An 11792-nucleotide genomic window follows, 5' to 3' on the forward strand; every position below is an offset into this window, starting at 1 on the left:
ATTTAATGCTTAGGAAGAGACAAGTACAAGTACAAGTGTAGGAGAGGTGCAAGGATTTCCTGCTTTATCAGTAACAACTAAAGGACTTGCTGGGTGAAAAATAACCTCCAAAGGGTCTCCGGCGATTAACTGGTCACTCATCCAGTTGCCACTTAGAGTAACTGTTTTTTGATCATCAGCTAAATGAATGATAGTGAGAGTAAAATGGGAAGTTCCTCCAGCTCCTGCCGCCCAGTAGCCACCAGGAACTAAGGTAAATAGATTCATATCGCTTACTACAATAGCTTCGTTAAAACTAACGGTTATAGTAGGAGCTGACCCGAGCGGTGGATCTGCTTTAGCTAAAGCAGAGACAAGATAGGGCCCAGTTCCATCCACCACAATAGTAAAAGAGGTGGGAGTACTTTCTTCTCGGTCGGGAACTTCAGCGGAAAAATTAAAAACAAAAGTTCCTTCCGTAGTGCCAGAGTCCCAGCTCCAGGTAAAGCTTCCTGCGTCATCGGTAGTAGTAGTACCTATTATTGTTTCTCCTTGACGTATCCGGATTACAGCATTAGCTGGACCTTGACCGGTAAAAGTTATGGTTCTACTGAACATCACTGGATCTCCGCTCTGGAGAGTTTTTGTCCCATCGGATATTATAATCAAAGTAGGTGCTTCAGTTAAGTTAGGAGTGGAAGTAGTAGTAGTGCAGCCTGCTATTCCTAATATCCAGAGGAAAAGGAACGATAAAACTAACCACTTTTTCATTTTAATCCCTCCTTGGTGATTTTTTGTAATGATTTAGCTTGCCTAAAAAATTATGGATTAATCACCAGAGATAGTATAAAACTAATCATTATTTTGTCAATAAATTTCGGGGCAAAGATTGAGAGTTAATCACTTGAGAAAACTAAAACATTTTCGTTTCTCTATTGAGAACCCCCTAGAAAAGATATTGTTAATAACCCAGTGAGAATGATGCAAAATAGTGCAATCTAATAAGAATGTGGTGAATTTCTAAAATTTTTTATTGACATCATAGGGTAGGGTGGTATACTATATTAAAACAAAAAATTAGTGAGGTTGAAAATGGAAGAAAATAAATATAAGAGTGATAGTCTTAAAGATGATAAACATCGACTTTGGGATGATGAAAAGGCGGTTAAAGAAATTCTGGTGAGACTCAACCGTATCGAAGGTCAAGTGCGAGGTGTAAAACGTATGGTTGGAGAGGGAGCATATTGTGATGAGATTTTGAATCAAATCGCTTCCATTCAATCCGCTCTTTATGGTGTAGCTCGCTTGCTTTTAGAAAAACATATGAAATCCTGCATTAGAGAACAAATCTTGTCTGGTGATGAGAGTGCTATTGATGAAGTCCTGGCCACTATTTTCAGAATGATGAGATAAGGCTCAAATAGGGAGGCCCTAAAGATGGAAGAAAAGAAAGAGAAAACCAACCACAATTTGACCATTCCCATTTTGGGAATGAAATGTGCAGCCTGTGCTTCGCGAGTAGAAAAAGGACTGGAAGCTATTCCAGGAATTCATTCAGTGGACGTTAATCTGGCTTTGAGTAAAGCGACAATAAATTATGACTCTAAAAAAACTAATTTTCAGGATATAATCAATGAAATATCAAAAATCGGTTACGAAGTGCCAGAAGAAGAAATAGAGCTCTTGATTGAAGGGATGTCTTGTGCTTCTTGCGCGACAAGAATTGAGAAAAAACTTAACACCCTTGCGGGAGTTAAAAAAGCAGCGGTAAACTTAGCTTCTAATAAAGCCTATATTCAGTTTGTACCCGGAATAATTAATCAGGCTGAGATAGAAGAAGCCATAGAATCTCTGGGCTATGGTGTTCAAACCACTTCTCGTATCCTTTCAGAAAAAAGAAAAGGCCGAAAGCAAAATAGAGAAAACTGGCAAAAAATCAGATTTTTTGTCGCTCTTTTTTTATCACTTCCTCTTTTTTATATGATGGTAGCCAATTGGACGGGAAAAGGCCAATTTATCATTGATCCCTGGATTCAGCTCCTTCTTGCCACTCCGGTGCAGTTTTTTTCCGGCTGGCCATTTTACCGGGGAGCTTACTATTCTTTGAAATCAGGTAGTGCCAGTATGGATGTCCTTGTAGCTTTGGGAACTTCGGTAGCTTATTTCTATAGTCTGATTTCTTTAGTAGCGGGCTGGGGGGTGTTTTATTTTGAATCCTCTGCCATGTTGATTACTATAATTTTATTGGGAAAACTGCTGGAAGAGAGAGCCAAATGGAAAGCCTCTGAGGCTGTGGAAAAACTGGTAAAGTTGCAACCCCAGACTGCCCATGTTCTTCAAAATGGAATAGAAAAAGATATCCCGGCAGAAAGGATAAAGGTGGGAGATATGGTGGTAGTGAAACCCGGTGAGTGCATCCCAGTAGATGGAGTAATTGTAGAGGGAAGCTCTACCGTAGATGAATCTTTGCTTACCGGCGAGAGTATGCCGGTGGAAAAACATCCTGGTTGCGAAGTTATAGGAGGCTCTATTAACCAGGAAGGAAGTTTTATTTTCCGGGCTACTAAAGTAGGAGCCGATATGGCGTTAGCTCGTATCATTAAAATGGTAGAAGAAGCACAGAGCTCTAAAGCACCTCTCGAGCGTTTAGCTGACCGGGTTTCTGCTATATTTGTACCTACGATTATTGTTCTTTCGGTTATTACTTTTCTGGGCTGGTATATAGAAGGTGCTGGTTTTGCTGATTCTCTCATGCACATGGTTACCGTTTTAGTGGTAGCTTGCCCCTGTGCTTTGGGTTTAGCTACTCCCACTGCAGTTATGGTTGGAATTGGTTTAGGAGCAGAAAAGGGAATTTTTTTCCGGGGGGGAGAATATTTAGAGGGTATAGAAAAAGTCGATACCGTTCTTTTAGACAAAACCGGGACCATCACCTGGGGAACTCCCTCAGTTGATGATTTTTTTGTCCCTTCTTCTTTTGACATAAATGAAACCTGGGCGATAATCTCCTCGGGAGAGAAGTGGTCTGAGCACCCTTTGGGGCAGGCCATAGCTAAATATGGAGAAAAACTTGATATATCTCCTAACGGGAAAATTAAAAATTTTAATGCTCTCCCGGGAAAAGGAGTTCGTTTTCAATATCAGGATGAGGTCTGGTACATAGGGAAAGAGGAACTTTTGGAGCCTCAAGGGATAGATTTAATGGAGGTCGCAGAGTATAAAAGCCGATGGGAGAGAGAAGGTAAAACTGTAGTGGTGGCTGCATCGGGGGGAAAGGTAAGAGCGATTATTGCCCTTACCGATACCATAAAGGATGAGGCTCGAAAAGTTATCTCTGAACTAAAACAAATGGGGTTAGAGGTGGTAATGGTAACTGGTGACCAAGAAGTAGTAGCCCAAGCCATAGCCCAAAAAGCAGGAATTGATAAAGTTTTTTCTGGAGTCATGCCCGATGAAAAAGTAGAGATAGTTAAAAAATTAAAAGAAGAGGGAAGAACAGTAGCCATGGTGGGGGATGGCATAAACGATGCTCCAGCTCTGGCCCAGGCCGATGTAGGAATAGCCATAGGTACGGGAACTGATATCGCTATAGAGAGTGCTGATGTAATTTTGATGAATGGTGAGCTGAAAAGTTTACTCTCTGCTTTACGTCTTTCTCGGTTTACCCGAAGAAAGATAAAACAGAATTTAATCTGGGCGTTTATTTATAATTTAGTTACTGTGCCGTTAGCTATGTTTGGTATTTTTACTCCTATTATGGGAGGAGTAGCTATGGCTCTCAGTTCTACATCTGTAGTTGCTAATTCTCTTTTACTTAAGCGGTACAGGAATAAAATTTAGGCGAACTTTTAACGCTTCTTTCGCTTTGATATTTGAATTATGGAATAGCCATCTTAAAATGATGTTATTGTAGAAATAAAAATGACCTTTCTTTATCTTGTAAAATATATAAGATGAATCATCTCTATGTTAAAATTGAGGTAAATTCAGGAGGACCAAGTTATAAATGGATAAAAATAGAGGAGTAATGTCCAATTTCTTCCGTTCTTGGCGTCTGCGCTGGCATATAGTCTCTTTGGAGAAAGAAAAAGAAGAATCTCTTCTTCGGCTGGGGAAGAGAGTTTATGAACTTTTTATAGAGCGGAAAGATTGGGGGAGGGAAGAAGTGAGAGAAAATTGTCAGGAAGTGCTCTCTATTGAAGAGGAAATTGAAGATTTAGAAGAAAAAATGCGCCGTTTAGAAGGAAATAAACCCCGCCGGATTTGCCCTTCTTGTGGAGAGTATATAGAGGAAGGTTCTCTTTATTGCTCCCGCTGTGGTTTTCATCAAAAGCAGCAGGAATTAACTTGCTCTCAATGTGGAGAGAAAATAAACCCTCAAGACAAATTCTGCCCTCACTGTGGCCAGGAAATTAAACAACCTTCTTCTCATAAAACAGAGGAGGAGGAAGAAAAAAATGATTGAAAGATACACCCTTCCAGAGATGAAAAAAATCTGGAGTGATGAACACCGCTTCGAAATCTGGTTGAAAATAGAGCTTTTAGCTTTAGAGGCTCAGCAAAAACTAGGACTTCTACCTCAAGAAGATTTAGAAAAAATTAAAAAAGGTATTTCCTTTTCCCCTGATAGGATGCAAGAGATAGAAAAAGTAACTCGCCACGATGTCATCGCTTTTCTCACTACCTTATCGGAAAATTTAGGACCTGAGTCTCGGTTTATTCATTTTGGTATGACTTCTTCCGATGTTTTAGATACTGCTAATGCTGTTTTGATGAAGGAAGCTTTAGATTTAGTGCTAAAGGATATGGATGGGGTATTGGATTCTATTAAAAATAAAGCTTTACAATATCGTTACACTTTAACAGTGGGAAGAACTCACGGAGTTCATGCCGAACCTACCACTTTTGGGCTAAAGATGGCAGTATGGTATGCAGAAATGCTCCGTAATAAGGAAAGATTAGAAAAAGCTAAGGAAAATATTAGAGTGGGTAAAGTTTCTGGAGCGGTGGGAAATTTTGCTCATTTTGACCCTCGGGTAGAAGAATATGTATGTGAGAAACTGGGCCTAAAACCTGATCCTGTTTCTACTCAAATTGTCCAAAGAGACCGCTATGCTGAGGTAATCTGGGCTTTAGCTATGGTGGGGGGAAGTTTAGAAAAATTTGCTGTGGAGCTGCGTAATCTCCAGAGAACAGAAATTAGAGAAGTAGAAGAAGGCTTCAGTGAAGGGCAAAAGGGGTCATCTGCTATGCCCCATAAGAAAAATCCTATTACTGGAGAACAGATTTGTGGATTAAGCCGGATTTTACGAGGCAATTTAGTGGCAGCTTTAGAAAATATTCCTCTCTGGCATGAACGAGATATTTCTCACTCTTCAGTAGAAAGGATAATACTCCCTGATTGCTTCATTTTAACTGATTATCTACTTCATACTTTTCAGCGTTTATTGGATAATCTGGTAGTTTACCCGGAAAATATGAGAAAAAATCTGGAGAAAAGTCGAGGTTTGGTTTTTTCAGAGAAAATACTTCTGGAGCTAATCAAAAAAGGATTAACTCGAGAAGATGCTTATGCTTTAGTGCAACACTGTGCCATGAAGACCTGGGAAGACGAGAGCCTATCTTTTATCGAGGTTCTCAAAAACGACTCTTCGATTCGAGAGTACTTTTCTTTGGAAGAACTGGAATCTTTTTTTGATTACAATTATTTTCTTCGCCAGGTAGATTTTATTTTGAAAAGGGCGGGAATAGAGGGCTAAATAATGGAAGAGAGATGGAATTATAAGAAAGCAGGAGTAGATATCGATCTGGGAGATAAGCTAATACAAGATATAAAAGATTTAGTTTCTCACACTTATAGACCTGAAGTCATTTCTGGAGTAGGGGGGTTTTCGGGGGTTTTTCGGCTGGGAGAAAAATGGAAAGAACCTTGTTTGGTAGCGGGAAGCGATGGAGTAGGTACTAAACTAAAAATAGCCATAGATTTGGATAAACATGATACTGTAGGCATAGATCTCGTAGCTATGTGTGTTAACGATGTCTTATGTGCCGGGGCTGAACCAATATTTTTTCTCGACTATTTAGCGTGTGGAAAATTGGAAGCAGAAAAGTTTAAAAGCATAATATCGGGAATTGTCAGGGGATGTGAGGAGGCAGGGTGTGCTCTTTTGGGAGGAGAAACGGCAGAAATGCCCGATTTTTATAAAGAAGGTGACTATGACCTGGCGGGTTTTGCTGTAGGAGTGGTAGAAAAAGATGCTTTAATTGATGGAGGGAAAATTCGAAAAGGGGATGTTCTCTTGGGATTAGCTTCTTCGGGTCTGCATAGTAATGGCTACTCTCTGGTGAGAAAAGTTTTACAATCTCGGGGGATAAATCTTTCTGATCAGATTAACGGTAAAATTTTAGGAGAGGAATTACTTCGTCCTACCAGAATTTACGTGAGATCAGTTCTCCCTCTTTTTCGGGAAGTAGAGGTAAAGGGAGTGTCTCATATTACTGGAGGAGGAATGATAGAGAATATTCCTCGAATTCTCCTTCCTCATCTGGGAGTTAAAATTTATAAATCTAAAATTGAAATTCCCTGGGTTTTTTCTTATATTCAGGGGCTGGGTAATATTGAAGAGGAAGAAATGTGGAGGGTATTTAACTTAGGCATAGGTTTAGCGCTTATTGTCTCTCGAGAGGAAGCAGATAAGGCTTCTCATATATTAGAAAAAGAAGGAGAGAAAGTTAATGTAATTGGCGAGGTAATAGAGGGTGGTAGGAAGGTGCTTTTAGTTGAATGACAAACAAATAGTAGTGTTAGTCTCTGGTAGAGGAACCAATCTTCAAGCTTTAATAGAAACCACTCAAAATGGCTACATACCGGGAAAAATCAGTTTGGTGGTTAGTGATAATCCTCAAGCATTTGCTCTGGAGCGGGCTCGGAGAGCTTCTATTCCTACTTTAGTTTTAGATTACGATTCTTTTCCCCACAAGAGAGCTTATGAAGATGCACTTCTTCAAGTGTTAGAAAAAGAAGACCCTCAACTGATTTGCCTGGCTGGTTATATGCGTATAGTAGGGAAAAGAATAATTATGCGGTTTCGGGAGCGCATTATAAATATTCATCCTTCTCTTCTTCCTGCTTTTCCCGGATTAGAAGCTCAAAAGCAAGCCCTGGAATATGGAGTTAAAATAAGTGGGTGCACTGTTCATTTGGTTGATGAGGGAATGGATACCGGGCCAATAATTTTACAGGCTTCTTGTCCAGTTGAGGATGAAGATACTGTAGAATCTTTATCGGAGCGGATTTTACAATATGAACATCAGATTTATCCTCAAGCGGTTAAACTATTTTTAGAGGATAAATTGAACGTAATAGGACGAAGAGTATTTATTAAAAAGGAGTGAAAGAATTGAAAGTTATGGTGGTAGGTAGTGGAGGAAGAGAACATTGCCTGGCCTGGAAGATATCACATAGTAGATTAGTAGACAAAATTTATTGTGCTCCGGGAAATGGAGGAATGAGTGAAATTGGCAAATGTGTTCCCTGGAAATCTCTTGCAGATCTTGTTTCTTTTGCACAAGAAGAAAAAATTGACCTCACTATCGTGGGACCAGAAGCTCCTTTATCTCAGGGTATTGTAAATTTATTTGAGGATAGGTCTCTTCCCATTATTGGTCCAGACCAGAGGGGAGCGCTTTTAGAATCCAGTAAGATTTTTGCTAAAAATTTTATGAAGAAATATCAAATTCCCACTTCTTCTTTTGAAGTTTTTGATGATTATGAGGAGGCAGTGGATTATCTTCAAAAAAGAGATACGTATCCTTTAGTGATTAAGGCTGACGGTCTGGCTGGAGGTAAAGGGGTTTATATTGCTTATGATGTAGATGAGGCAATAGATGCCTTGCAAGAGCTAATGATTGATCTTAAATTTGGTAGTGCAGGAGAGCGGGTAGTGGTGGAAGACTTCTTAGAAGGGGAAGAGGCCACCGTGATGGTGTTGTGGGATGGTAAGTCTTATTTTCTTCTTCCTTCTTCTCAGGACCACAAAAGAGTGGGAGAGGGCGACATTGGTCCTAATACTGGAGGAATGGGTGCTTATTCTCCTGCTCCTGTAATAGACGAAGTAGTGCGGGAAAAAATAGAAAAAAAGATTGTTCATCCTCTTTTAGAAGGTATTAAAAAAGAGGAATTAAGATATCGAGGAGTTATTTATATAGGTATTATGGTAGATGAAGAGAAAGATCCCCGGGTTTTAGAATTTAATGTTCGCTTAGGTGATCCAGAAACTCAGGTAGTGCTTCCCCGAATAAATAATGACTGGTTAGAAGTGAATTTAGCTATCTGGGAGGGAAAATTAGGGGAGGTTAAACTTTCAGTAAGTGACTTTCCTACGTTGGGGGTAGTTTTGGCGAGCAAGGGTTACCCGGGTAATTATGAGGTGGGCAAGAAAATTTGGGGGCTGGAAAAATTCCCCAATCGGGAAAATGATGAAGTGTTGGTTTTTCATGCTGGGACAGAGAAAAGAGATGACGGTTTTTATACTGCAGGAGGAAGGGTCTTGAATGTTTGTGCCCGAGGTAAAAACTTGCAAGAAGCCAAAGATAAAGCCTATCGAGCGGTGACAGAAATTCACTTCGAGAATATTTATTATCGTCGAGATATTGGCTTTCGAGCTATAGGGGAGAAGTGAAATGGCGTTAGTATACGTGGTATGCGGAAGTAAAAGTGATTTAGAGTACGGGGAAGAATGTATAAAGATACTTGATAAATTAGGTATTGAAAGTCGGATTTTTGTTGCTTCGGCTCACCGTTCGCCAGATAAAGTAGATGAAATCGTGAAAAAGGGGGAAGAAGAAGGAATAGGAGTGATTATTGCTCTTGCCGGTTTTGCTGCTCATCTTCCTGGAGTAATAGCTTCTAAGACTATAGTTCCTGTAATTGGAGTTCCTATTAACTCTTCGCCTCTTTTAGGGATAGACGCCCTTTTATCTATTGTCCAGATGCCGGGTGGAATTCCCTGTGCTGGTGTGGGAATTGGAAAATCAGGAGCTCAAAACGGGGCAATTTTAGCTGGCGAAATTTTAGCCTTGCAGGATAGCAAAATAAAAGAAAAACTACAAGAATTCAGACTGGAGCAAAAAAAGGCTATTGAGAAAGCAAATGAAGAGCTAAATCAATAATAGATACCTTTTATGATAGACAATAACCAGGTTAAAACTTCACTCCCATCTTACTGTTTGAATATCGGGAAAATCCTGGATTTTTTGCAATAGAGAAGAGAGGTCTACATGAGGAGGAGTAGTTACTTTAAAGGAGATTTCCGCTTCTTCTTCCGATATTTCTAACTTTATATCTACTATATTTACTTTATAACTCCCTAAAGCACTTCCAATATCTCCAATAAGTCCCGGTCTATTCTTAGCCTTAACGGTAAGTACCCTTCCTGTCCCGTGCTTCAAGATTTTAGCCTCAAAAGAGCGGAGAAAAACTAGAACGCCATAGGCAAGGAGAGTAGTAACTATAGCGGCAAAATATTCTCCTACCCCTATAGCAATTCCTACTCCGGCCATAAGCCACATTGCTATCGCAGTGGTAATACCACGTAGTGCTGTTCCTTCCCGAAGCACAACCATTGCTCCCAGAACTCCCATGCTGGAAACTACCTGAGCTGCTATCCTTCCCGGGTCTGAACCGGGTAGGGTAATGGAAATAATGGTTATGAGAGTGGCCCCCAGACAGGTCAGAACATAAGTTCTAAGCCCGGCGGGTTTGTTTACTGTTTCTCTTTCCCATCCTATAATACCCCCCAGAGCCATAGCTAAAACTAACTTGAAAAAGATTTTTAAGTACCCCATTTTGTGCTTTCTTTGTTTTCTTTTTTTGAGATTGCTTTTTTCATTGTAAAGTGATTAAGAAATATTTGCAAGTTTGCAAGACACTTACATTTTCTACTCTCTTTTTTTAGAATAAAAAATTTTTGATAAGGGGGTTGACGTCAGTTTAAGATAACGTTATCATATTTCTGGAGGTGAATCAGCTCTGAACCAGAAAAAGCCAGTCACCATAAAGGATGTGGCACGAGAAGCAGGAGTATCGGTAGCCACTGCTAGCCGGGCTCTGGCCAGATATGGATACGTAAAAGAGGAGACCAGAGAAAAGGTTTTAGCAGCAGCTAAAAAGCTTAATTACCAATATAATGTAGTAGCAAAGAACCTCAGAACCAGTAAAACTACTACCATTGGGTATCTCTTACCTGATATAACTAACCCATTCTATTCTAGAATTGTACGAGGTATTCAAGATGTGGCTTTTGAGGAAGAGTACAATGTAATTATCTGTAATAATGATAACGATATCTTAAAAACTGAACGATTTGTCAAAATGCTTCTTCGCCACCGAGTGGAAGGGATTATCTATTCCACTCCTTATAACCAGGTATTAAATGATATGTGCGATACTTTTAAAAAGTAAGAAATACCGGTAATTAACTGCTATGGTTCCACCCGGCTTTGCGCCTCTGATGTAGTTACAGGAGACGCAGAAAAAGGTTGTTATCAGGCTGCTCGCCATCTTTTAGAATTGGGGCATCGGCGGATTGCCATATTGAGGGTAAAAGAAAGTGGTATCAGCAAGCGTCGTTTTGAAGGGTGCCGGAAAGCTCTGGAGGATTTTGGAGTAGAAATTGACCCCCGTTTTTTGGTGGATGCCGAAGACTTCTCTCAAGAAAGTGGTTATCTCCAGGCTAAAATTTTATTTAGCTCCCCTCAAAAACCCACCGCTCTTATTGCTTTCAGTGAGCAGTTAGCTATTGGAGTGTTAAAGGCAGCACGAGAAGATGGAATAAAAGTTCCTGAGGATTTGTCTCTGGTGGGAGTGGATGACATAATTGCCGAATTATTAGAACCTCCTCTTACCAGTGTTGTTATTCCCACCTATGAAGCAGGGAGAGCGGCTGCTTCTCTTTTGTTCAGCCGGATTAAGGAAGAAAATTCTTCTCCCCCCCGAGAAGTGGTGCTGGAAGAAAAATTAGTGGTGAGAAAATCAACCAGGGGGAGAGTGTAAAGGAGGTGAGCTTACAGTTTAGTTCCACAAATATAATGGTGAAGTTATGTTACAAGGGTAGGGAAGTGTTATTTATTAGACGTGTTATTTGTGTGGAGAAAAGTTTATGAGGAGGACAGTAAAAGTGAAAAGAAAATGGTCAGTATTAACTTTAAGCATTATAGTGGTTGTGTTGGTTATTGTTGCTTCTTCTCTGGCTCAAGAAAGCGAAATACCAAAATTCGAGGTTGATGAAATCATTCAATATAAAGCGCTTCCAAGTTACGGCGAGTCTCCAGAACTTGCCGAAGCAGTTAAAAGGGGAGAAATTCCACCAGTGGAAGAGCGGCTTCCTGCTAAGCCTGCTGTTGTTATGACCAGTGGAATGTCAGACGGTCCAGGTATTTATGGAGACGTCTGGAGGACTGTCTCTGCAGTACCAACAGCTGGGTGGAACTGGGCTGCAGGAGTGATAGGGGGTTGGTTCGGGATAGAAGAAGCTATGCAAGAGGCTCTTGTCAATACTGGAATGTCTTGGAGGCTAAAAGATGGTGAGCCTGGTCCAAATTTGGCAACTCATTGGGAGTGGTCTGAAGATGGTAAGACTCTAACCATGTATCTCGTAGAAGGTGCAAAATGGTCTGATGGGCATCCATTCACCGCCGAAGATGTTCTTTTCACCTATTACGACTGTATTCTGGATCCCAATGTTCCCAGCTGGCAGGGCGCAGGCACATGGACATTAGGTGGCAAGGTTGTAGAGCTTGAGAAAGTTGATGAC

General features: G+C 40.4%; 11 protein-coding genes and 1 pseudogene. 10 read left to right on the plus strand and 2 right to left on the minus strand.

Annotated features, from left to right (window positions below; translation table 11 throughout):
* Positions 1-9: 9 nt before the first annotated feature.
* Positions 10-750, minus strand: a complete 741-nt coding sequence (locus tag GXZ17_RS09600) for a hypothetical protein (RefSeq protein WP_409377067.1) — start codon at positions 748-750, stop codon at positions 10-12.
* Positions 751-1071: 321 nt separating this feature from the next.
* Here GXZ17_RS09600 and GXZ17_RS09605 point away from each other — a divergent pair, with 321 nt between their 5' ends.
* From GXZ17_RS09605 to purE, 8 genes are all read left to right on the plus strand, one after another.
* Positions 1072-1392: a metal-sensitive transcriptional regulator gene (locus GXZ17_RS09605; protein ID WP_409377068.1), complete on the plus strand. Its 321-nt coding sequence runs from the start codon at positions 1072-1074 to the stop codon at positions 1390-1392.
* 24 nt (positions 1393-1416) lie between these two features.
* The gene (locus tag GXZ17_RS09610; RefSeq protein WP_409377069.1) at positions 1417-3819 is read left to right on the plus strand and encodes a heavy metal translocating P-type ATPase; all 2403 of its coding nucleotides are present in this window, start codon (positions 1417-1419) and stop codon (positions 3817-3819) included.
* 166 nt (positions 3820-3985) lie between these two features.
* Positions 3986-4444, plus strand: a complete 459-nt coding sequence (locus GXZ17_RS09615) for a zinc ribbon domain-containing protein (protein WP_409377070.1) — start codon at positions 3986-3988, stop codon at positions 4442-4444.
* Positions 4437-5738: an adenylosuccinate lyase gene (purB, locus tag GXZ17_RS09620; protein WP_409377071.1), complete on the plus strand. Its 1302-nt coding sequence runs from the start codon at positions 4437-4439 to the stop codon at positions 5736-5738. The genes GXZ17_RS09615 and purB overlap by 8 nt, the downstream gene beginning before the upstream one ends.
* A gap of 3 nt (positions 5739-5741) precedes the next feature.
* The gene (purM, locus tag GXZ17_RS09625; RefSeq protein ID WP_409377072.1) at positions 5742-6767 is read left to right on the plus strand and encodes a phosphoribosylformylglycinamidine cyclo-ligase; all 1026 of its coding nucleotides are present in this window, start codon (positions 5742-5744) and stop codon (positions 6765-6767) included.
* Complete coding sequence (gene purN, locus GXZ17_RS09630; RefSeq protein WP_409377073.1) at positions 6760-7374, plus strand: phosphoribosylglycinamide formyltransferase; 615 nt, start codon at positions 6760-6762, stop codon at positions 7372-7374. Before purM ends, purN begins: the two co-directional genes overlap by 8 nt.
* Before the next feature lie 14 nt (positions 7375-7388).
* A complete protein-coding gene (gene purD, locus GXZ17_RS09635) occupies positions 7389-8660 on the plus strand; it encodes a phosphoribosylamine--glycine ligase (RefSeq protein WP_409377077.1) in 1272 nt (423 codons plus the stop codon).
* A gap of 1 nt (position 8661) precedes the next feature.
* The gene (gene purE, locus GXZ17_RS09640; RefSeq protein WP_409377074.1) at positions 8662-9150 is read left to right on the plus strand and encodes a 5-(carboxyamino)imidazole ribonucleotide mutase; all 489 of its coding nucleotides are present in this window, start codon (positions 8662-8664) and stop codon (positions 9148-9150) included.
* 39 nt (positions 9151-9189) lie between these two features.
* Here purE and GXZ17_RS09645 read toward each other — a convergent pair whose 3' ends face one another.
* Positions 9190-9825: an MgtC/SapB family protein gene (locus GXZ17_RS09645; RefSeq protein WP_409377075.1), complete on the minus strand. Its 636-nt coding sequence runs from the start codon at positions 9823-9825 to the stop codon at positions 9190-9192.
* 217 nt (positions 9826-10042) lie between these two features.
* On the opposite strand from GXZ17_RS09645, the pseudogene GXZ17_RS09650 reads away from it, so the two are divergent.
* Both GXZ17_RS09650 and GXZ17_RS09655 read left to right on the plus strand, forming a co-directional pair.
* Positions 10043-11032, plus strand: a pseudogene (locus GXZ17_RS09650) (LacI family DNA-binding transcriptional regulator).
* Between the two features lie 106 nt (positions 11033-11138).
* Positions 11139-11792 (plus strand): ABC transporter substrate-binding protein (locus tag GXZ17_RS09655; protein ID WP_409377076.1); only part of this gene is annotated, 654 nt, incomplete at its 3' end.

This window comes from Candidatus Sordicultor fermentans (assembly GCF_012728195.1).
GTDB classification, from domain to species: Bacteria; Atribacterota; Atribacteria; order Atribacterales; family Caldatribacteriaceae; genus Sordicultor; species Sordicultor fermentans.

Coding starts and splice junctions, on each gene's coding strand:
- GXZ17_RS09600 (WP_409377067.1), bottom strand. CDS start 750: ATGAAAAAGTGGTTAGTTTTATCGTTCCTTTTCCTCTGGATATTAGGA.
- GXZ17_RS09605 (WP_409377068.1), top strand. CDS start 1,072: ATGGAAGAAAATAAATATAAGAGTGATAGTCTTAAAGATGATAAACAT.
- GXZ17_RS09610 (WP_409377069.1), top strand. CDS start 1,417: ATGGAAGAAAAGAAAGAGAAAACCAACCACAATTTGACCATTCCCATT.
- GXZ17_RS09615 (WP_409377070.1), top strand. CDS start 3,986: ATGGATAAAAATAGAGGAGTAATGTCCAATTTCTTCCGTTCTTGGCGT.
- purB (WP_409377071.1), top strand. CDS start 4,437: ATGATTGAAAGATACACCCTTCCAGAGATGAAAAAAATCTGGAGTGAT.
- purM (WP_409377072.1), top strand. CDS start 5,742: ATGGAAGAGAGATGGAATTATAAGAAAGCAGGAGTAGATATCGATCTG.
- purD (WP_409377077.1), top strand. CDS start 7,389: ATGGTGGTAGGTAGTGGAGGAAGAGAACATTGCCTGGCCTGGAAGATA.
- purE (WP_409377074.1), top strand. CDS start 8,662: ATGGCGTTAGTATACGTGGTATGCGGAAGTAAAAGTGATTTAGAGTAC.
- GXZ17_RS09645 (WP_409377075.1), bottom strand. CDS start 9,825: ATGGGGTACTTAAAAATCTTTTTCAAGTTAGTTTTAGCTATGGCTCTG.